This window comes from Pseudomonas sp. 5P_5.1_Bac1 (assembly GCF_025466015.1).
In the GTDB taxonomy this organism is placed as follows: Bacteria; Pseudomonadota; Gammaproteobacteria; order Pseudomonadales; family Pseudomonadaceae; genus Aquipseudomonas.
Genome location: NZ_JANLNX010000037.1, coordinates 186,338 through 206,475 on the forward strand (window position 1 = coordinate 186,338; position 20,138 = coordinate 206,475).

Sequence of the window (20,138 nt, forward strand, 5' to 3'; positions counted from 1 at the left end):
TTGCCATTACCCGGGGCCGTCGCTACAGTGACGGCCCGCTTTTGTTGCCTTGCTAACGAATTATGACGCCCCTAGAACGATATCAAGCAGATCTGAAACGTCCCGATTTCTTCCATGACGCGGCCCAGGAAACGGCAGTGCGCCATTTGCAGCGCCTGTACGACGATTTGATCGCGGCGCAGAACAGCAAGCCGGGCGTGTTCGGCAAACTGTTCGGCAAGAAAGAGCAGGTGCCGGTCAAGGGCTTGTACTTCTGGGGTGGCGTTGGCCGGGGCAAGACTTATCTGGTCGACACCTTCTTTGAAGCGCTGCCATTCAAGGAAAAGTCCCGCACGCACTTCCACCGCTTCATGAAGCGGGTCCACGAGGAAATGAAAGGGCTCAAGGGTGAGAAGAACCCGCTGACCCTGATTGCCAAGCGTTTCTCCGACGAAGCGCGGGTCATCTGCTTCGATGAATTCTTCGTCTCCGACATCACCGACGCCATGATCCTTGGCACCCTGATGGAAGAGCTGTTCAAGAACGGCGTGACCCTGGTGGCCACCTCCAACATCGTTCCGGACGGTCTGTACAAGGATGGCCTGCAGCGGGCGCGCTTCCTCCCGGCTATCGCCCTGATCAAGCAGAACACCGAGATCGTCAACGTCGACAGCGGCGTGGACTATCGTCTGCGCCACCTGGAACAGGCCGAACTGTTCCACTTCCCGCTGGACGAAGCTGCCCACGAAAGCCTGCGCAAGAGCTTCCGCGCGCTGACGCCGGAATGCACCCAGGCAGTGGAAAACGATGTGCTGATCATCGAAAACCGCGAAATCCGCGCTCTGCGCACCTGCGACGACGTGGCCTGGTTCGAATTCCGCGAACTGTGCGACGGCCCGCGCAGCCAGAACGACTACATCGAGCTGGGCAAGATCTTCCATGCGGTGTTGTTGAGCGGTGTGGAGCAGATGGGTGTGGCGACCGACGATATCGCGCGGCGCTTCATCAACATGGTCGACGAATTCTATGACCGCAACGTCAAGCTGATCATCTCGGCGGAAGTGGAATTGAAGGACCTGTACACCGGCGGACGCCTGACGTTCGAATTCCAGCGCACCCTGAGCCGCCTGCTGGAAATGCAATCCCACGAATTCCTGGCTCGCGCGCACAAGCCTTAAAAGCAGCTACTAGCGGTAAGCGACAAGTCGAGCGCGCGCTCTTCTTGTAGCTTGCCGCTTGCCGCTTTCAACTGCCGTCAAGCTTCCTGCATGAACTGCTGCCGATACTGATTCGGCGACAGCGCGGTGTGCTGCCTGAAGAGTCGTGCGAAGAAGCTGGCATCGTCGTAGCCGACTTCGTAGCTGATGGTCTTGATGCTCTTGCGTGTGCCGGACAGCAACCCTTTTGCCGTTTCGATCCGCAGCCGTTGCAGGTAATGCAGCGGCTTGTCGCCCGTGGCGCTCTGGAACCGGCGCATGAAGTTGCGGATGCTCATGCCGTGGTTGCGGGCTACATCCTCAAAGCGGAACTTGTCGGCGAAGTGCTCTTCGAGCCAGTGCTGGATCTGCAGGATGATCACGTCCTGATGCAACTTCTGCCCGCCGAAGCCCATGCGGCCCGGGGTGTAGTTGCGTTGCACTTCATAGAGGATGTCGCGGGCAACGGCCTGGGCGACATTGGCGCCGCAGAAACGCTCGATCAAGTAGATATAGAGGTCGCAGGCCGATGTGGTGCCTGCGGCGCAGTAGAGATTGTCGGCGTCGGTCAGGTGCTTGTCCTGATTCAGCTGGACCTTGGGGAAGCGCTCGGCGAACTGGTTGAAGAAGCGCCAGTAGGTGGTTGCTTCCTTGCCATCCAGCAGGCCGGCTTCGGCCAGCCAGAACACGCCGCTGGCCTCGCCACAGAGCACTGCTCCACGGGCATGCTGCTCGCGTAGCCAGGGCAGAATCTGGGGGTAACGCTCGCAGAGCGAGGAGAAATCCTCCCAGAAGGCGGGAAGGATGATCACGTCGGCTTCTTCCAGGCCGCCGTCGACCGGCACCTGGACGTCGCTGAAGCTGTTGACCGGCTCGCCGTCAGGGCTCACCAGGCGGGTCTCGAACATGGGTTGGAGACTCAGGCCCAGTTGCTTGGCGTAGCGCAGGCTGGCCAGATGGAAAAAGTCCTTGGCCTGCATCAGGGTCGAAGCGAAGACTTTGTCGATGGCCAGGATGCTGACGCGGCGCAGGGGCGCGTTGGGTTGGGTAAACATCATGTTCTTTATTCTTATAGGGGAGAGTGGTCAATCACCGGCTGGATCGTCTTATTTTTTGGCGATTGTGTCCAGTCTCGCGTCCCTGTGTTGTGTACACGTTCTTCAAACATTGCCCAGGGCGCAGGCAAAGGCCTGGGAATCGCTCGCCAGAGCGCGGTTTCCGCAAAATCAGGTTGATATTTTCCCGGTAATCTGGATAATCCTGCTGCTCTTTCTTCGGTGGAAGTGATGCCCCGCCGTCGAACGGAATCCCTGCCGTATATTGGACGCGCTGACCCGAGCCCCCGATAGCGTTCGTATGCGGCTGCCTTTGACCTTGTCAAAGTAAGCACTATTCAGTAAGATTTGCCGTCTTATTTTCGCAGGGCGGCCCCTGAGGCTTATAAAGAATGAAAACTTTTACTGCTAAACCGGAAACAGTAAAACGCGAGTGGTTCGTCGTTGATGCTGCTGGTCAGACCCTGGGTCGTCTGGCCACTGAAATCGCGAGCCGTCTGCGTGGCAAGCACAAACCTGAATACACCCCTCACGTTGACACCGGCGACTACATCGTCGTAATCAACGCCGAGCAGGTACGTGTTACTGGTGCCAAGAGTTCGGACAAAATGTACTACTCCCACTCCGGTTTCCCGGGCGGCATCAAGGAAATCAGCTTCGAGAAGCTGATTGCCAAGGCCCCTGAGCGTGTGATCGAGACCGCGGTCAAAGGCATGCTGCCTAAGAACCCGCTGGGTCGTGACATGTACCGTAAGCTGAAAGTCTATGCGGGCGCTGCTCACCCTCATACTGCTCAGCAGCCCCAAGAACTGAAGATTTAACGGAATAGTTCATTATGTCGGCGACTCAAAATTACGGCACTGGCCGTCGCAAGACTGCAACCGCACGCGTTTTCCTGCGTCCGGGCACTGGCAACATCTCCATCAACAACCGTTCTCTGGACGTGTTCTTCGGTCGTGAAACCGCGCGCATGGTCGTTCGCCAGCCGCTGGAACTGACTGAAACCACCCAGAAGTTCGACATCTACGTCACCGTTATCGGTGGTGGTGTCAGCGGTCAAGCCGGTGCTATCCGTCACGGTATCACTCGCGCTCTGATGGACTACGACGAGTCCCTGCGTGGCGCTCTGCGCCGTGCTGGCTTCGTTACCCGCGACGCTCGTGAAGTCGAGCGTAAGAAAGTGGGTCTGCGTAAAGCACGTAAGCGTCCACAGTACTCGAAGCGTTAATTCGCCCGAGTTTCAAAAAAAGCCCGGTTCCAGGTGGAACCGGGCTTTTTTTATGTCTTGAATAATGGGGGTTGATCATCCGTGTGACAACTTGCCGCATAGACGCAGGTCAAGGCCAGCGCGGGATGCAGGCCTTTGGCCAGGGTAATAACCTTGTCAGACATGGGTCTTTTCTTTACCATGCGGCAAATTTTTAGCGGTTCGGAAGTTACTTAGTAGATGCCTGTTTCAACAGGCCACAAAGCTGATGGGAGAGGACTGAATGAGCAATGACGGCGTCAACGCAGGCCGGCGTCGCTTCCTGGTAGCAGCCACGTCTGTAGTGGGTGCAGCAGGAGCGGTGGGGGCTGCGGTCCCGTTCGTAGGGTCATGGTTCCCCAGTGCCAAGGCGAAAGCTGCCGGTGCACCGGTGAAGGTCAATATTGCCAAGGTGGAGCCTGGGCAGCAGTTGGTGGCCGAATGGCGTGGCCAGCCGGTTTTCATTGTCCGTCGCACTGAAGAGATCCTCGGTAACCTCAAGAAGATCACTGGCGACCTTTCCGATCCGGAGTCCAAGGCGTCGGTCCAGCCGACTTACGTTGACCCATCGAACCGCTCGATCAAGCCGGAGATCCTCGTGCTGGTTGGCCTGTGCACCCACTTGGGCTGCTCGCCGACTTTCCGTCCGGAAGTGGCGCCCGTCGACCTCGGGCCAAAATGGGTGGGTGGCTATTTCTGCCCATGCCACGGTTCTCACTACGACCTCGCCGGCCGCGTCTACAAGTCCCAGCCTGCGCCGCTCAATCTACCGGTGCCACCGCATTCGTACGAGTCGGATGAGATCATCATCGTCGGCATCGATCAGGAGAAAGCGTGATGAGTAAGTTCATGGAATGGGTTGACGCCCGCTTCCCCGCCACCAAGATGTGGGAAGACCATCTGAGCAAGTATTACGCTCCGAAGAACTTCAACTTCCTGTATTTCTTCGGCTCCCTGGCGCTGCTGGTCCTGGTCAACCAGATCGTTACCGGTGTCTGGCTGACCATGAGCTTCACCCCTTCGGCCGAAGAGGCGTTCGCCTCGGTCGAATACATCATGCGTGATGTCGAGTACGGCTGGATCCTGCGCTACCTGCACTCTACCGGTGCGTCGGCGTTCTTCATCGTCGTCTACCTGCACATGTTCCGCGGCCTGCTGTACGGTTCCTACCAGAAGCCACGCGAGCTGGTGTGGATCTTCGGCATGCTGATCTACCTGGCGCTGATGGCGGAAGCCTTCATGGGTTACCTGCTGCCTTGGGGCCAGATGTCCTACTGGGGTGCCCAGGTGATCATCTCGCTGTTCGGTGCCATCCCTGTGATCGGCGATGACCTGACGCAGTGGATCCGCGGTGACTACTTGATTTCGGGCATTACCCTGAACCGCTTCTTTGCGCTGCACGTGATCGCACTGCCAATCGTGATCCTCGGCCTGGTGGTTCTGCACATCCTGGCGTTGCACGAAGTGGGTTCGAACAACCCTGATGGTGTCGACATCAAGAAGAAAAAAGACGAGAACGGCATTCCGCTGGACGGCATTCCATTCCACCCTTACTACACCGTGAAAGACATCGCCGGTGTTGTGGTCTTCCTGTTCGTGTTCTGTGCCGTGGTGTTCTTCTTCCCGGAAATGGGCGGTTACTTCCTGGAGAAACCGAACTTCGAACAGGCCAACGCCTTCAAGACGCCTGAGCACATTGCGCCGGTTTGGTACTTCACGCCGTTCTACGCAATTTTGCGGGCGATTCCAGACAAGCTCATGGGTGTCATTGCCATGGGTGCTGCGATCGCGGTGCTGTTCGTCCTGCCCTGGCTGGACCGCAGTCCGGTTCGCTCCATGCGCTACAAAGGCTGGCTGAGCAAAGTGTGGCTGCTGGTGTTCTGCATCTCCTTCGTGATCCTGGGTGTGCTGGGTGTGCTGGCACCAACCCCGGGCCGTACGCTGTTGTCGCAGGTATGTACCTTCCTGTATTTCGCCTACTTCATTCTGATGCCGTTCTACACCAGGCTTGAGAAGACCAAACCGGTTCCGGAAAGGGTGACTGGCTGATGAAAAAGCTATTTGCAGTATTGATGCTGGCAGTGATGCCGACCCTGACCTTCGCTGCCGGTGGGCATGAAGTCGAACTGGACAAGGTCAATATCGACCTGACCGACAAGGCGGCCATGCAGGACGGCGCCCGTACCTTTGCCAACTATTGCATGGGTTGCCACAGCGCCAAGTTCCAGCGCTATGAGCGTGTTGCTGATGACCTCGGCATTCCGCATGAGATCATGCTCGAGAAGCTGGTCCTCACCGGTGCCAAGATCGGTGATCACATGAATGTCGGCATGCAGCCGAACGACGCGAAGACCTGGTTCGGTGCGGCGCCGCCCGACCTGACCCTGGTTGCCCGTGTTCGTGGTACTGACTGGCTGTACAGCTACCTGCGGGCGTTCTACGAAGATCCATCGCGCCCATGGGGTGTGAACAACAAGATCTTCCCGAACGTCGGCATGCCGAACGTGCTGGTTGGTCTGCAGGGTCGTCAGGTCGTGGGTTGCAAGCAGATCCAGACCGTCGTCGAAGGCAAGAAGCAATTCGACCCGCTGACCGGTGCTCCTCTGACCCATGAAGCATGTGATCAGCTGACCATCGTGCCGAAATCCGGTACCCTGACCGACGAGCAGTTCGACGAGAAGGTCAAGAACCTGGTGACCTTCCTGGCCTATTCGGCCAACCCGGTCAAACTGGAAAGTCAGCGCATCGGTACTTACGTGCTGCTGTACCTGGCCTTCTTCTTCGTATTCGCCTACCTGCTCAAGCGCGAATACTGGAAGGACGTGCACTGATCACGCAGTAATTTCTGGTAGTTGAACGCGCGCCCTGGGGCGCCTCCGGAATACGGAGGTGGCCGCAGGGCGCGTTTGCATTTGTATCTTTATTATTCCAACACGCGAGGAGGACCCATATGGGCGTGACCAACCGGTTAGCCTGCTACTCCGACCCCGCTGATCACTATTCTCATCGGGTGCGCATCGTTCTCGCCGAGAAGGGTGTCAGCGTCGAAATCATCAACGTCGCGGCGGGAAATCAGCCGGCCAAACTGCTTGAGGCCAATCCGTACGGCACGCTGCCGACCCTGGTCGATCGCGATCTGGCGTTGTACGAATCGACGGTCGTAATGGAATACCTCGATGAGCGTTATCCCCATCCGCCGCTGTTGCCGGTGTATCCGGTAGCGAGGGCGAACAGCCGGTTGTTGATTCACCGTATCCAGCGTGACTGGTGCTCGCTGGTGGACCTGATCCTCGATGCTCGTAGCAAGGATGCGGCCCGCGTCCAGGCGCGCAAGGAGTTGCGCGAGAGCCTCACGGGTGTGTCCCCGCTATTCGGGGACAAGCCATGTTTCCTGAGTGAGGATCAAAGTCTGGTGGATTGCTGTCTACTGCCCATACTGTGGCGTTTGCCGATACTGGGTATCGAGCTGCCACGGCAGGCCAAGCCGTTGCTGGACTATATGGAGCGGCAGTTTGCCCGCGAAGCTTTCCAGGCAAGCCTGTCCTCTACAGAACGAGAAATGCGCAAGCTTTAAGGAGCTGTTGATGAACTCCAGTCGCCCCTACCTGGTGCGTGCACTGTATGAGTGGATCGTGGACAACGATTGCACGCCTCACATCCTGGTGAATGCCGAATACCCGGCCGTCCAGGTTCCCCAAGGTTTCGCCAGCGACGGTCAGATTGTTCTGAACGTATCGCCCAGTGCTGTGCGCAGCTTGCACATGGACAATGACGCGGTGAGTTTCGAAGGCCGGTTTGGTGGTGTTGCGCACAGCTTGTTCGTGCCCATCAGTGCCATTCTCGGAATCTATGCTCGTGAGAACGGCCAAGGCATGGTCTTCGAGCTGGAGCCGCCGGTGATTGATGATGAAGATGATGTCGAGCCGGTCGAGCCGGATGACGACGGTCCGCCGGACGGTGGACAGCCGCCTCGCCCGAGTGGTCGGCCAAGTCTGAAAGTAGTGAAATGAAAAAAGGCGACCTTAGGGTCGCCTTTTTGCTGCAGAGCGTTCGTTGTTCAGTCGATGTATTCGAACAGCTTGACGATCTTCTGCACGCCGGACACACCCTGGACCAGGTTGGTGGCACGGCCGGCTTCCGCCTGGGTCAGCAGGCCCAGCAGGTAAACGATGCCGTTCTCGGTGATGATCTTGATCCGCGAGCCGGGAATGCTGGCGTCGGTAAGCATCTGGGTCTTGATCTTGGTGGTCAGCCAGGCGTCGTTGTTGCGGGCGAGCAGGGAGGAGGGCTGTAGCACCTGCAACTCGTTGTGCACCTTCTTGACCTTCTGCACCTGACTCGCGGCCTGTTCGGCCAAGCTCTTCAGGTCGGCACGGGGTGTCTGGCCGGCGAGCAGGACGACGCCGTTGAAGCTGCTGACGACGATGTGTGAGTTCTGGTCCAGGTCAGGGCTGGCCTTGGCGACGTTGACCGCCACCTTGGTTTCGATCAGTGAGTCGTCGATTTTGCTGCCGAGGGTGCGGGTGCCGCGGTCGTCCTCGATCGGAGACTCGCGGCTGGCATTGATCACCGAGCTGCAGCCGGTCAGGCTCAGGCACAGGGTCAGGGCCATCAGGCCGAGGCGATTTGGGGTCATTCTTCACTCCCGAACAGTTGGCTGTCGATCAGGTCGCAGAGGCAGTGGATCGCCAGCAGGTGGACTTCCTGGATACGTGCGGTGACGTTGGCCGGTACGCGGATTTCGACGTCTTCAGGCAGCAATAGCGAAGCCATGCCACCGCCATCGCGTCCGGTCAAAGCTACGACAATCATTTCGCGATCATGTGCGGCCTGGATCGCCTGAATTATGTTCGCCGAGTTGCCGCTGGTGGAAATGGCCAGCAGTACGTCGCCCGGCTGCCCGAGCGCGCGGATCTGCTTGGAGAATATTTCGTTGTAGCTGTAGTCGTTTGCGATCGAGGTGATGGTCGAGCTGTCGGTGGTCAAGGCGATGGCCGGCAGGCTCGGGCGCTCGCGCTCGAAGCGGTTGAGCAGCTCGGAGGAAAAGTGCTGTGCGTCGCCGGCCGATCCGCCATTGCCGCAAGCGAGCATCTTGCCCTCGTTCAGCAAGGCATTGACCATGATCTGGCTGGCTTGCTCAATGTGGGGTGCAAGGACTTCCATGGCCTGTTGCTTGGTGTTGATGCTGGCCTGGAAGAGCTGGCGAATTCGGGATTGCATGTCCATCAGTGTGACCTTAAATGGGGCTGGCCGGGCGGGGATTGAGAGGCTCCCGGCACATGACTGTGCAGCCCGCGAAGCAAAGAGCAAAAAGTTGAATAGGTAAAGGCGCGTTCGTCGCAGTGGAGTCAGCTGTCGAAGGCATTTTGCAGCCAGTCGAGCGGTTGTCCTGAATGACCGCTCCCTTGCAGGGCGATCACATCGAAACGGCAGGGGTGACTGGCCCAGCGTGATTCCTCTTGCAGGAAATGCTGCGCGGCGAGCGTCAGTTTTTCCTGCTTGCGGGCATCGATGCTGCCGAGGGCGCCGCCAAAGCCTGCGTGCAGGCGATAACGAACTTCGACGAATACTACTGTATCGCGGTCGAGCATGACCAGATCAAGCTCGCCGCGTTTGCATCGCCAGTTTCGCGTCAGAAGCGAAAGGCCCTGGGTTAGAAGGTAATCCAGGGCCTGTTGCTCGGCCGCCATTCCGGCGGCCTGGCGCGAAGGTGTGGGCATCAACGAGGCGTATCAGGCAGGCGTTTGACCTGGCCGCCGGAGAACTCGGCCCACGGCAGTTGCCGCTCGATGCGCTGTGACGGGTTCATGCTCAAGCTGCCGGAGAGGCCTTCGATGCGGTTATCCGGCAGGGCCTTCAGCTGGGTGAGGCGTGGCGCCAGGCTGTAGGCGTCGACACCCATGGCGTACAGCCGACCCAGGCTGCCAGCTGCTTGTGGCCACTGGCGAACCACCTGCTGACGCAGGCCGTTGCTGCTGTCGAGCAGCCATGGCGTTTCGCAGAAGCGAATGCCGGTCATGTCGTTGTACTGGTTGACGTCGCCACTGGCGCTGTAGACGTTGGAGGTCGCATAGACCGGCACGTCGCCGGCGTATTGGAAGTTCAGCGTCGGCTTGATCTGCTGGGCCTGCTGCGGCGTTGCGGCGAGGAAGATGAAGTCGATGTCCTGGCGACGCGACGGTTGTGCGGAAATGTTGCCGCCAACGGTGCTCTGCAGGCTCTTGGCGCGGCCTTCGCTCTGGCGCAGTTGGAACAGATCAGCGATCTGCTGGGCCAGCGCGACCGGTTGTGCGACGCGTTCGGCAGCCAGCAGGGTGCCGCCTTTGGCTTCCCAGTCCTGGCGGAATGCCTTGAGTACGCGATCGCCCCATTCGCCGCTCGGGACCAGTGCTACGGCACGGCGCATGCCGTCGGCGTAGGCGCGACGGGACACTTCGCGTGCTTCGTCTTCGGCGGCGAGGCCGAACTGGAACAGCTGTGGCGGGCTGCCCTGGCCGGAATCGCTGTAGTTCAGCGCCAGCGTGGTGATCGGCAGTTGCGGGTAGCTGGCGAGTTGCTTGACCAGCGGTTTTTCCAGCGGACCAACCACCAGTTGGACGCCGGCGGCCTGTGCCTGGCGGTAGAAATCGTCGAGGGAGGTCAGGCGAGAGCTGTCGAAAACCTGGATGGCGGGCGGGTTCTGTCCCGCCTGCTGGGCCTGGAAATGTGCGGCCATGAAGCCGTCACGCAGGGCCCGGGCAACACCGGCCAGTTGGCCTTCCTGTGGCAGCAGCAGGGCGATCTTGGTCAGCGGCTGGCTGGTCAGGCTTTTGAGTTTGACCAGTGGCGATGGCAGTTGCAGTGCGGCTGGGTGATCGGGGTGTTGTGCTTTCCAGGTGTCGATGGCGGCTTGCTGTTGTTCAAGCGTGCCTGCGCTTTTGACTGCCAGGGCCAGGCTGGTCCAGCCGGCAAGGGTGTCGCTGCCCGCGCTCTGCAGTTGCTCTGCGGGCAGTGCCGAGACCAGGCTCCAGATGGCGTCATTGTTGGCGTTGGCGGCATTGCCACTCAACAGGGGCGCCAGGGCAATGCGTTCCTGTGCAGCGGCAAGGGCCTGGCCGTCGGCTTCGAACGCCGCAGCGTGCACGCTGCGGGTGCGGGCCTGCTGGTCTTGCGGCAGCTCGTTCAGTCGCGCCAGGCTCGGGTGGCTCAGGGCGGTCAGCGCGGCCTTGGGTTGGTTGCGGCTCAGTGCCAGTTCGGCGGCCAGGGTGCTGGCGAAAACCTGCTGGGCCGGTTTCAGCGAATCCAGTTGGACCTGCTCGAGAATCCGGGCGGCACGCGCAGTGTCTTTTTGCCGGTAAGCCTGATCGGCGGCGCTCAGTCGCAGCAGCGCAGCTTTCTCTGGCGTCTTGCTGGCGGCGGCCTGTTCGAGCAGTTGCTCGATGCTGGCGTCCGGAGTGCGCGGCAGGTCGCCCAGGCTGGACGAAGGCGAACTGGCGCAGGCTGCCAGCAGGGTAGCGAGGCAGAGGGCTGAGAACAGCCGCAGGCATGCGATCATGTAAGGGTCCTGTTACTCGATCAAATTAACCTGCGATTGTACCCAAGCGCTGGCCCCGGCGCGATCTTGCTGGCGTGAATCCTTCGATACAAGTCGTAGCACGGGGTTGCCGGCAGTGTGGGGAGGCATTGTTTTCGGCGATCACGCTACAATGGCGGCTTTATCCAGATGACAGGTATGTGCTGTGACCGATGCTCCAGGTGTTTCCAATCCCGCCGCCGGAACCCTTTATGTGGTGGCCACGCCAATCGGAAACCTGGATGACATCAGTGCCCGTGCGCTGAAGGTGCTGGGCGAGGTCGCACTGATCGCTGCCGAGGACACCCGGCACTCGATCCGCCTGCTGCAACATTTCGGTATCAATACTCCTCTCGCGGCCTGTCATGAGCACAATGAGCGTGATGAGGGCAGCCGTTTCCTGACCCGGCTACTGGCGGGTGACAACGTTGCGCTGATCTCCGATGCGGGAACGCCACTGATCTCCGATCCGGGTTATCACCTGGTGCGCCAGGCGCGTGCGGCAGGTGTCGATGTGGTGCCGGTGCCCGGTGCCTGCGCATTGATCGCCGCACTTTCTGCGGCCGGCCTGCCCTCGGACCGCTTCATCTTCGAAGGTTTCCTGCCTGCCAAGGCCGTTGGGCGACAGGCTCGCCTGAACTTGCTCAAGGAAGAGCCGCGCACACTGATTTTCTATGAGGCACCACATCGGATCCTCGAATGCCTGCAGGACATGGAAGCGATTTTCGGTGCTGAGCGCCCGGCGGTGCTGGGGCGTGAGTTGACCAAGACGTTCGAGACCCTCAAGGGGCTGCCTTTGGCGCAGTTGCGAGCGTTTGTAGAGGGAGACAGCAATCAGCAGCGTGGGGAGTGCGTAGTTCTGGTTGCAGGCTGGACGGCTCCGGAAGACGAAGAGGCCGTCAGTAGTGAAGTATTGCGCGTACTTGATTTGTTGTTGGCCGAGATGCCGCTCAAGCGAGCTGCTGCATTGGCTGCGGAAATTACCGGTGTGCGCAAGAATGTTTTGTATCAAGTCGCGCTGGAAAAACAGAAAAACAAGTGATGTCACTGTGACATTATTTGTATTGTTCACTTGTTCTCGGATCGCTCTCCCGTTACTCTTTGCGGCGGAGAGTCGATTGGACAGTCGCTGCCTTCTTTTGTTCCGCAAAAGAGGGGGGAGGAAAGTCCGGGCTCCATAGGGCAGAGTGCCAGGTAATGCCTGGGGGGCGCGAGCCTACGGAAAGTGCCACAGAAAATAACCGCCTAAGCACTTCGGTGACGGTAAGGGTGAAAAGGTGCGGTAAGAGCGCACCGCACGTCTGGTAACAGTTCGTGGCTAGGTAAACCCCACTCGGAGCAAGACCAAATAGGGTTCCATATGGCGCGGCCCGCGTTGGAACCGGGTAGGTTGCTAAAGACGTCCAGTGATGGCCGTCGTAGAGGAATGACTGTCCTCGACAGAACCCGGCTTACAGATCGACTCTCCACCTCTTTCCCTTCCTGCTTGATTCGATAGCAGACGCGCTCTGGTAATACCGAAAAAGTCTTACTCTTAATAAATCACTTTAACTTCGCACTCTATTCATTTGAGTGAATTTGCATTTCGTCCTCGAAAACCCCTCCGAATTACCCTGTTGTCTGTCCTTGCTACGCTAAATCGCCGATCTGTAAGGGTTTTCCTTATATGCGCGCCTTGACGGTGCGGTAGGCGGATTCCTATAGTGTGCGCAAGTGGCAGAAAGTGGCATGAAGTGGGTTTTCAGACACCAAAAAGCTAACAATTAGGGAATCGCAGCCGTGTTCCGCGGAGCAAACGCCATCAACCTCGACGCCAAGGGCCGTCTCGCGATGCCGAGCCGGTACCGTGACGAGCTTGAATCGCGTAGCTCGGGACAGTTGATTGTGACGATCGATGCGGTCGACCCCTGCTTGTGTGTGTATCCGCTCGATGAGTGGGAACTGATAGAAGCCAAGTTGCGCGCCTTGCCGTCGTTACGCGAAGAGAACCGTCGCCTGCAGCGTTTGCTGATTGGCAATGCGGTGGATCTGGAGCTCGACGGCAGCGGCCGTTTTCTCGTTCCGCCGCGTTTGCGCGAATACGCCAAGCTCGACAAGCGGGCGATGCTGGTGGGGCAACTGAACAAATTCCAACTGTGGGACGAGGATGCCTGGAACGCTGTTTCCGCAGCGGATCTGGCAGCCATTCAACAACCGGGCGCCATGCCTGATGAACTGCGTGATTTGATCCTGTGACTATAGATAGCGGCTTTAACCACATCACTGTGCTACTGGACGAAGCCGTAGAGGCTCTCGCCGTGCGCGCCGATGGTTGCTATCTCGATGGTACCTTCGGACGTGGCGGTCACAGCCGACTGATTCTCAAACACCTTGGGCCTGATGGCCGTTTGCTGGGTTTCGACAAGGACCCTCAAGCGATTGCCACCGGGCAAGCGCTGGCGGCCGAAGACGGCCGCTTTGTCATTGTGCAGCGCAGCTTTGCCGAGCTGGGTTCGGAAGTGGCCGAGCGCGGCCTCTCGGACAAGGTCAGCGGTGTGCTGTTCGATCTGGGCGTGTCCTCGCCGCAACTCGATGACCCGGAGCGCGGCTTCAGCTTCCTCAACGATGGCCCGCTGGACATGCGTATGGACCCGTCCCGGGGTGTCAGCGCCGCCGACTTCATCGCTTCCGCGCCTGAAGAAGAAATTGCCCGGGTATTCAAGGAATACGGCGAAGAGCGTTTCGCCAGGCGCATGGCCCGCGCCGTAGTCCTGCGCCGTGCGGAACAACCCTTCACCCGCACCGCCGACCTGGCCGAAGTGCTCAAGGTCGCCAATCCCGCCTGGGAGAAAGGCAAGAACCCGGCAACTCGGGCGTTCCAGGGGCTGCGCATCCATGTAAACAATGAGCTGGGCGACCTTGAAGTCGGTTTGCAGGCTGCACTCGATGCCCTGGAGATAGGTGGTCGTCTGGTGGTGATCAGCTTCCACTCCCTGGAAGACCGCATCGTCAAACTGTTCATGCGCAAGCTGGCCAAGGGCGAGGCGGACAACCTGCCGCGCAACCTGCCGGTCCAGCACAAACCGTTCGAGCCGAAGATCAGGACCATCGGCAAGGCACAGTTTGCTTCCGACGCTGAACTCAAGGCCAATCCGCGGTCGCGCAGCGCCGTCATGCGTGTGGCGGAGAAGCTGCGGTGAGCAGGCTATATGCCAAGCCTTTGCCCGGCGGGAGCTTCCTGATGCTCCTGCTGTTCATTGGCGTGCTCGTTTCCTCGGTCGCGGTGTCCTACAGCGCCCACTGGAACCGGCAACTGCTCAATACCCTGTACGGCGAGCTCAACGAGCGCGACAAAGCACAGGCCGAGTGGGGCCGTCTGATTCTTGAACAAAGCACCTGGACCGCCCATAGCCGCATCGAAACCCTGGCCAGTGAGCAACTGAAAATGCGCATCCCTGCCGCAGATGAAGTGCGGATGGTGGCGCCATGATGAAGCTCGAGGGCGCCCTCTACCCCTGGCGCTTCCGGGTAGTGCTCGGTTTGCTGGCGTTGATGGTCGGTGCCATCGCTTGGCAGATCATCGACTTGCAGGTAGTCGACCGTGACTTCCTGAAAAGCCAGGGCGATGCCCGCAGCATGCGGCACATCCCCATTCCTGCGCACCGTGGCCTGATTACCGACCGCAACGGCGAGCCTTTGGCTGTCAGTACCCCGGTGACCACCTTGTGGGCCAACCCCAAGGAAATGCAGGCTGCCAAGGATCGCTGGCCAGCGCTGGCCGTTGCCATCAACCAGAATCCGAAGCAACTGGCCGAGCGTCTCGAGCAACAGGCCAATAAAGAATTCATTTACCTGGTCCGTGGCCTGACCCCGGAGCAGGGCCAGGTCGTACTCGACCTGAAGGTTCCCGGTGTCTATGGCATCGAGGAATTCCGTCGTTTCTATCCCGCTGGGGATGTCGCCGCTCACATGGTTGGCTTTACCGACCTCGACGACCATGGTCGCGAGGGGGTCGAGCTGGCCTACGATGAGTGGCTGGCCGGCGTGCCCGGCAAGCGGCAAGTCATCAAGGACCGACGCGGTCGCTTGATCAAGGATGTCCAGGTCACCAAAAACGCCAAGGCCGGAAAGACCTTGGCGTTGTCGATCGACCTGCGCCTGCAATACCTGGCCACCCGCGAACTGCGCAACGCGATTGCCGAGCAGGAAGCCAAGGCCGGTAGCTTGGTCATCATGGATGTGAAAACCGGCGAAGTGCTGGCCATGGTCAACCAGCCGACTTACAACCCGAACAACCGTCGCAGCATGTTCCCGGCAGCGATGCGTAACCGCGCCATCATCGACGTGTTCGAGCCAGGTTCTACAGTGAAGCCGCTGTCCATGAGTGCTGCGCTTCAAAGCGGCCGCTGGAAGCCGACCGACAAGGTTGAAGTGTATCCGGGCACCCTCCAGTTGGGGCGCTACACCATTCGTGACGTTTCCAAGAGTGAAGGCCCGGTTCTCGACCTGACCGGCATCCTGATCAACTCCAGTAACGTGGGCATGTCCAAAGTCGCCTTCGATATCGGTGGCGAAGCGATCTACCGCGTCATGTCGCAACTCGGCCTGGGTCAGTACACCGGACTTGGTTTCCCGGGCGAGCGGGTCGGCAACCTGCCAAACCACCGCGAGTGGCGCAAGGCCGAAACCGCGACCCTGTCCTACGGCTACGGCCTGTCGGTTACCGCGCTGCAACTGGTGCATGCCTACGCGGCCTTGGCCAACGACGGCAAGATGGTTCCGCTGAGCATTCTGAAAACGGACAAGGCGCCGGAAGAAACCCAGGTGGTGCCGAAAGAGACTGCCGAGACCATTCAGCAAATGTTGCAACAGGTTATCGAGGCGCCGCGAGGCGTTTTCCGCGCTCAGGTGCCGTCGTACCACGTTGCCGGCAAGAGTGGTACTGCGCGTAAGGCGACCATCGGTTCGAAGGGCTACACCGAAAACGCCTACCGCTCGCTGTTCGCAGGCTTCGGCCCCATGAGTGACCCGCGCTACGCCGTGGTCGTGGTGATCGACGAGCCGAGCAAAGGCGGTTACTTCGGTGGCCTTGTATCCGCGCCGGTCTTCAGCAAGGTCATGTCTGGCACCCTGCGTCTGATGAACGTGCCGCCAGATAACCTGCCCGCCCCGACACCTCAGCAGCAAGCCGATGCTGCGTCCGCCAAAGGAGGGCGTGGTTGATGACGATGCCATTGAGTAAATTGTTCGCCAACGCCAGCAGCGATCCCCTGATTCGCGAACTGACCCTGGACAGCCGCAACGTGCGGGCAGGTGACCTGTTCCTGGCGGTGCCCGGGGCCAAGGTCGATGGTCGCGACCATATCGCCGATGCGTTGAAGCGCGGTGCAGCCGCCGTGGCTTATGAAGTGCAAGGTGCTACGGTCCTGCCGATCACCAGCGTGCCGCTGATCCCGGTAAAGGGTCTGATCGCTCAGTTGTCGGAAATCGCCGGTCGCTTCTATGGTGAACCAAGCCGTTTGCTGGATCTGGTTGGTGTCACCGGCACCAACGGCAAGACCAGCGTCACGCAACTGGTCGCCCAGGCGCTGGACCTGCTGGGTCAGCACTGCGGCTTGATCGGTACGTTGGGCACTGGCTTCTACGGCGCACTGGAAAGCGGTCGTCTGACCACGCCTGATCCGCTGGCCGTGCAGGCGACCCTGAATAACCTGAAAAAGGCCGGGGCTCGCGCCGTGGCCATGGAAGTTTCGTCTCACGCGCTGGAGCAAGGCCGAGTGGCTGCTTTGGCGTTCGACATCGTCGTGATGACCAACCTGTCCCGCGATCACCTCGATTATCACGGCACCATGGAAGCCTACAAAGCCGCCAAGGCGCGCTTGTTCTCCTGGCCGAACCTGCGCTGCCGGGTGGTCAATCTGGATGACGATTTCGGTAGCGAACTGGCCGGCCAGCAAGGCGAATCCCGCCTGATCAGCTACAGCCTCAAGGATCCCGCCGCAACCCTGTATTGCCGCGAAGCCACCTTCGATGACGACGGCGTACGTGCGGTGCTGGTGACGCCACAAGGCGAGCACATGCTGCGCAGCCGCCTGCTCGGTCGCTTCAACCTGAGCAATATGCTGGCCGCTGTCGGCACCTTGCTGGCGATGGAGCATCCGCTCGACGAAATTCTCAAGGTCACCGCCAAGCTGGAAGGCCCGATCGGTCGGATGCAGCGCCTTGGCGGCGGCAGCAAACCGCTGGTCGTGGTCGATTACGCACACACGCCCGATGCCCTGGAAAAAGTGCTCGAGGCCTTGCGCCCTCACGCTCAAGGCAAGTTGACCTGCCTGTTCGGTTGCGGCGGTGATCGTGATCGCGGCAAACGCCCGCTGATGGCCGAGATGGCCGAGCGCCTGGCGGACCGGGTGATCGTCACTGATGACAATCCGCGCACTGAAGATCCGCTGGTGATTTTCGACGACATTCGTCCTGGCTTGACCAACCCTGAGTCCGCCACCTTTATCTCCGGTCGCGGTGAGGCAATTGCTGGTGCCATCGCATCGGCTGCTGCGGACGACGTCATTGTCCTCGCTGGCAAAGGGCATGAGGACTATCAGGAAATCAACGGCCAGCGGCATGACTTCTCCGACCTGGTTGAAGCCGAAAAAGCGCTGGCAGTCTGGGAGGCCTCTCATGCTTGAGCCACTTTCCCTCACCCAGTTGATCGAACCGCTGAAGGGGCGCCTGGTAGGCGCTGATGCGCGTTTCGACGGTGTCAGCATCGACAGCCGCAAGATCGACGCGGGGCAACTGTTCGTCGCGCTGGCGGGGCCGCGCTTCGACGGGCATGACTATCTGAATGAAGTCGCCGCCAGAGGCGCCGTCGCGGCGCTGGTCGAGCGGGAAGTCGCCGGCGCGAGCCTGCCGCAACTGGTTGTGGCCGATACCCGCCTGGCGCTGGGCCAACTGGCTGCGCTGAACCGTCGTGCATTCAAGCAGCCTGTAGCCGCAATCACCGGTTCCAGCGGCAAGACCACGGTCAAGGAAATGCTTGCCAGCATCCTGCGCACTCGTGGCCCGGTCCTGGCGACCCGCGGCAACCTGAATAACGATCTCGGCGCGCCGCTGACCTTGCTCGAACTGGCGCCCGAGCACACCGCCGCGGTGATCGAACTGGGCGCTTCGCGTATCGGCGAAATCGCCTACACCGTGGGCCTGACCCGTCCGAGCGTGGCGTTGATCAACAACGCGGGCACTGCTCATGTCGGTGAGTTTGGTGGGCCGGAGAAGATTGTCGAAGCCAAGGGCGAGATTCTCGAAGGGCTTGGAGAGGACGGCGTCGCGGTATTGAACCTCGACGACAAAGCCTTTGGCATATGGAAACGGCGCACAGGTAAACATGCGGTATTGAGTTTTGCGCTGAACAACCCGGCTGCCGATTTCCATGCCAGCGATATCGGCAACGACGAGCGCGGTTGCCCGGCCTTCGTGCTGCACGGCCCGCAAGGCCATGTGTCGATCCAGCTCAACCTGCTGGGTACTCACAACATCAGCAACGCACTCGCCGCCGCAGCCGCCGCCCATGCCTTCGGCCTGACGCTGGACGGTATCGCGCAGGGCCTGAACACGGTGCAGCCGGTCAAAGGGCGCACGGTGGTGCAGATGACCGACACGGGCACCCGGGTCATCGATGACACTTACAACGCAAACCCCACCTCGATGTGCGCGGCCGTTGATATACTTGCCGGCTTTTCCGGTCGCACCGTCCTGGTGCTCGGGGATATCGGCGAGTTGGGCCAGTGGGCAGAAGAGGGCCATCGTCAGGTTGGGGAATACGCCAAAGACAAGGTTTCCGCGCTGTATGCCGTAGGTCCGATGATGGCCCACGCGGTCAATGCGTTTGGCAAGAATGCCCGCCATTTCGCAAGTCAAGCTGACCTGATCGACGCCATTCGCGGCGAGCAGGCCACTAACACCACTATTTTGATCAAGGGTTCGCGCAGCGCTGCGATGGAGAACGTCGTGGCGGCTTTGTGCGGTTCCAGCGGGGAGAAACATTAATGCTGCTGCTGTTGGCCGAGTACCTGCAACAGTTCTACAAAGGCTTCGCGGTCTTTCAGTACCTGTCCCTGCGCGGGATTCTGGGGGTACTGACTGCGCTGTCGCTGGCCCTTTGGCTGGGCCCGTGGATGATCCGCACCCTGCAGATCCGCCAGATCGGTCAGTCGGTCCGTAATGACGGCCCGCAATCGCACCTGTCCAAGTCCGGCACGCCGACCATGGGTGGCGCACTGATCCTTTCCGCCATCGGCGTCAGCACGCTGCTCTGGGCTGACCTGAGCAACCGCTACGTCTGGGTCGTGCTGATCGTCACGCTGTTGTTCGGCGCCATCGGCTGGGTCGACGACTACCGCAAGGTCATCGAGAAGAACTCCCGTGGCCTGCCGAGCCGCTGGAAGTATTTCTGGCAGTCGGTCTTCGGTCTCGGCGCCGCGATCTTCCTTTACATGACCGCACCGACCAGCGTGGAAACCACCCTGATCGTGCCGATGCTCAAGGATGTCACCATCCCGCTGGGCGTCGGCTTCGTGGTCCTGACCTACTTCGTGATTGTCGGTTCGAGCAACGCGGTCAACCTGACTGACGGCCTCGACGGCCTGGCCATCCTGCCGACCGTACTGGTGGGCGGCGCCCTGGGGATCTTCTGCTACCTGTCGGGTAACGTGAAATTCGCCGAATACCTGCTGATTCCTTACGTGCCGGGCGCGGGCGAGCTGATCGTGTTCTGCGGCGCGCTGATCGGTGCCGGCCTCGGCTTCCTCTGGTTCAACACCTATCCGGCACAAGTCTTCATGGGCGACGTCGGCGCGCTGGCACTGGGTGCGGCGCTGGGCACCATCGCCGTGATCGTCCGCCAGGAAATCGTCCTGTTCATCATGGGCGGCGTGTTCGTCATGGAAACCCTGTCGGTCGTCATCCAGGTCGCTTCGTTCAAGCTGACCGGCAAGCGGGTGTTCCGCATGGCGCCGATTCACCACCACTTTGAACTCAAGGGCTGGCCCGAGCCGCGCGTGATCGTCCGCTTCTGGATCATCACCGTGGTGCTGGTGCTGATTGGCCTTGCCACCCTGAAACTGAGGTAGAGC

21 protein-coding genes and 1 other RNA gene are annotated in these 20,138 nt (G+C 60.1%); 17 read left to right on the top strand and 5 right to left on the bottom strand.

Annotated features, from left to right (window positions below; translation table 11 throughout):
- Nucleotides 1–62: 62 nt before the first annotated feature.
- Nucleotides 63–1,157 (top strand): cell division protein ZapE, encoded by a 1,095-nt coding sequence (zapE, locus tag NTD82_RS07020; protein ID WP_095154627.1) that lies wholly within the window; start codon nucleotides 63–65, stop codon nucleotides 1,155–1,157.
- Nucleotides 1,158–1,234: 77 nt separating this feature from the next.
- Here zapE and NTD82_RS07025 read toward each other — a convergent pair whose 3' ends face one another.
- Entirely contained in the window at nucleotides 1,235–2,131 is an 897-nt protein-coding gene (locus NTD82_RS07025; protein ID WP_175652472.1) for a GlxA family transcriptional regulator, read from the bottom strand.
- Between the two features lie 491 nt (nucleotides 2,132–2,622).
- On the opposite strand from NTD82_RS07025, the gene rplM reads away from it, so the two are divergent.
- The 7 genes from rplM (at nucleotide 2,623) to NTD82_RS07060 (ending at nucleotide 7,486) form a co-directional block, all read left to right on the top strand.
- Nucleotides 2,623–3,051 (top strand): 50S ribosomal protein L13, encoded by a 429-nt coding sequence (gene rplM, locus NTD82_RS07030; RefSeq protein ID WP_095154629.1) that lies wholly within the window; start codon nucleotides 2,623–2,625, stop codon nucleotides 3,049–3,051.
- Nucleotides 3,052–3,065: 14 nt separating this feature from the next.
- Nucleotides 3,066–3,458: a 30S ribosomal protein S9 gene (gene rpsI / locus NTD82_RS07035; protein ID WP_095154631.1), complete on the top strand. Its 393-nt coding sequence runs from the start codon at nucleotides 3,066–3,068 to the stop codon at nucleotides 3,456–3,458.
- 262 nt (nucleotides 3,459–3,720) lie between these two features.
- The gene (petA, locus tag NTD82_RS07040) at nucleotides 3,721–4,314 is read left to right on the top strand and encodes a ubiquinol-cytochrome c reductase iron-sulfur subunit (protein WP_095154633.1); all 594 of its coding nucleotides are present in this window, start codon (nucleotides 3,721–3,723) and stop codon (nucleotides 4,312–4,314) included.
- Nucleotides 4,314–5,525 carry a cytochrome b gene (locus tag NTD82_RS07045; protein ID WP_095154635.1) on the top strand — a complete coding sequence of 404 codons (1,212 nt, stop codon included), beginning with the start codon at nucleotides 4,314–4,316 and terminating at the stop codon, nucleotides 5,523–5,525. The genes petA and NTD82_RS07045 overlap by 1 nt, the downstream gene beginning before the upstream one ends.
- On the top strand, nucleotides 5,525–6,307 hold the full coding sequence (locus NTD82_RS07050) for a cytochrome c1 (RefSeq protein WP_095154637.1): 783 nt from the start codon (nucleotides 5,525–5,527) through the stop codon (nucleotides 6,305–6,307). Before NTD82_RS07045 ends, NTD82_RS07050 begins: the two co-directional genes overlap by 1 nt.
- A 119-nt stretch (nucleotides 6,308–6,426) precedes the next feature.
- Nucleotides 6,427–7,050 carry a glutathione S-transferase N-terminal domain-containing protein gene (locus NTD82_RS07055; RefSeq protein ID WP_095154639.1) on the top strand — a complete coding sequence of 208 codons (624 nt, stop codon included), beginning with the start codon at nucleotides 6,427–6,429 and terminating at the stop codon, nucleotides 7,048–7,050.
- Between the two features lie 10 nt (nucleotides 7,051–7,060).
- Entirely contained in the window at nucleotides 7,061–7,486 is a 426-nt protein-coding gene (locus NTD82_RS07060) for a ClpXP protease specificity-enhancing factor (protein ID WP_262128193.1), read from the top strand.
- Between the two features lie 47 nt (nucleotides 7,487–7,533).
- Here NTD82_RS07060 and NTD82_RS07065 read toward each other — a convergent pair whose 3' ends face one another.
- The 4 genes from NTD82_RS07065 to NTD82_RS07080 all read right to left on the bottom strand — a co-directional run bounded on the left by NTD82_RS07065 (nucleotide 7,534) and on the right by NTD82_RS07080 (nucleotide 11,010).
- The gene (locus NTD82_RS07065) at nucleotides 7,534–8,112 is read right to left on the bottom strand and encodes a BON domain-containing protein (RefSeq protein WP_095154643.1); all 579 of its coding nucleotides are present in this window, start codon (nucleotides 8,110–8,112) and stop codon (nucleotides 7,534–7,536) included.
- The gene (locus tag NTD82_RS07070) at nucleotides 8,109–8,702 is read right to left on the bottom strand and encodes a phosphoheptose isomerase (RefSeq protein ID WP_095154645.1); all 594 of its coding nucleotides are present in this window, start codon (nucleotides 8,700–8,702) and stop codon (nucleotides 8,109–8,111) included. Before NTD82_RS07070 ends, NTD82_RS07065 begins: the two co-directional genes overlap by 4 nt.
- A gap of 122 nt (nucleotides 8,703–8,824) precedes the next feature.
- Nucleotides 8,825–9,196 (bottom strand): YraN family protein, encoded by a 372-nt coding sequence (locus NTD82_RS07075; RefSeq protein WP_095154647.1) that lies wholly within the window; start codon nucleotides 9,194–9,196, stop codon nucleotides 8,825–8,827.
- Nucleotides 9,196–11,010 (bottom strand): penicillin-binding protein activator, encoded by a 1,815-nt coding sequence (locus NTD82_RS07080; RefSeq protein ID WP_262128194.1) that lies wholly within the window; start codon nucleotides 11,008–11,010, stop codon nucleotides 9,196–9,198. The genes NTD82_RS07075 and NTD82_RS07080 overlap by 1 nt, the downstream gene beginning before the upstream one ends.
- A 184-nt stretch (nucleotides 11,011–11,194) precedes the next feature.
- Here NTD82_RS07080 and rsmI point away from each other — a divergent pair, with 184 nt between their 5' ends.
- The 9 genes from rsmI (at nucleotide 11,195) to mraY (ending at nucleotide 20,135) form a co-directional block, all read left to right on the top strand.
- A complete protein-coding gene (gene rsmI / locus NTD82_RS07085; RefSeq protein WP_095154651.1) occupies nucleotides 11,195–12,070 on the top strand; it encodes a 16S rRNA (cytidine(1402)-2'-O)-methyltransferase in 876 nt (291 codons plus the stop codon).
- Nucleotides 12,071–12,138: 68 nt separating this feature from the next.
- An RNA gene (gene rnpB / locus NTD82_RS07090) (RNase P RNA component class A) lies at nucleotides 12,139–12,498 on the top strand.
- 309 nt (nucleotides 12,499–12,807) lie between these two features.
- The gene (mraZ, locus tag NTD82_RS07095; protein ID WP_095154653.1) at nucleotides 12,808–13,263 is read left to right on the top strand and encodes a division/cell wall cluster transcriptional repressor MraZ; all 456 of its coding nucleotides are present in this window, start codon (nucleotides 12,808–12,810) and stop codon (nucleotides 13,261–13,263) included.
- Nucleotides 13,260–14,207 carry a 16S rRNA (cytosine(1402)-N(4))-methyltransferase RsmH gene (rsmH, locus tag NTD82_RS07100; RefSeq protein WP_371864270.1) on the top strand — a complete coding sequence of 316 codons (948 nt, stop codon included), beginning with the start codon at nucleotides 13,260–13,262 and terminating at the stop codon, nucleotides 14,205–14,207. Before mraZ ends, rsmH begins: the two co-directional genes overlap by 4 nt.
- Entirely contained in the window at nucleotides 14,204–14,497 is a 294-nt protein-coding gene (ftsL, locus tag NTD82_RS07105) for a cell division protein FtsL (protein ID WP_095154655.1), read from the top strand. Before rsmH ends, ftsL begins: the two co-directional genes overlap by 4 nt.
- Entirely contained in the window at nucleotides 14,497–16,230 is a 1,734-nt protein-coding gene (locus NTD82_RS07110) for a peptidoglycan D,D-transpeptidase FtsI family protein (RefSeq protein ID WP_177454402.1), read from the top strand. The genes ftsL and NTD82_RS07110 overlap by 1 nt, the downstream gene beginning before the upstream one ends.
- Complete coding sequence (locus tag NTD82_RS07115; protein WP_262128195.1) at nucleotides 16,230–17,693, top strand: UDP-N-acetylmuramoyl-L-alanyl-D-glutamate--2,6-diaminopimelate ligase; 1,464 nt, start codon at nucleotides 16,230–16,232, stop codon at nucleotides 17,691–17,693. Before NTD82_RS07110 ends, NTD82_RS07115 begins: the two co-directional genes overlap by 1 nt.
- Nucleotides 17,686–19,053: a UDP-N-acetylmuramoyl-tripeptide--D-alanyl-D-alanine ligase gene (gene murF, locus NTD82_RS07120; RefSeq protein WP_262128196.1), complete on the top strand. Its 1,368-nt coding sequence runs from the start codon at nucleotides 17,686–17,688 to the stop codon at nucleotides 19,051–19,053. Before NTD82_RS07115 ends, murF begins: the two co-directional genes overlap by 8 nt.
- The gene (mraY, locus tag NTD82_RS07125) at nucleotides 19,053–20,135 is read left to right on the top strand and encodes a phospho-N-acetylmuramoyl-pentapeptide-transferase (protein WP_095154662.1); all 1,083 of its coding nucleotides are present in this window, start codon (nucleotides 19,053–19,055) and stop codon (nucleotides 20,133–20,135) included. The genes murF and mraY overlap by 1 nt, the downstream gene beginning before the upstream one ends.
- Nucleotides 20,136–20,138 lie beyond the last annotated feature (3 nt).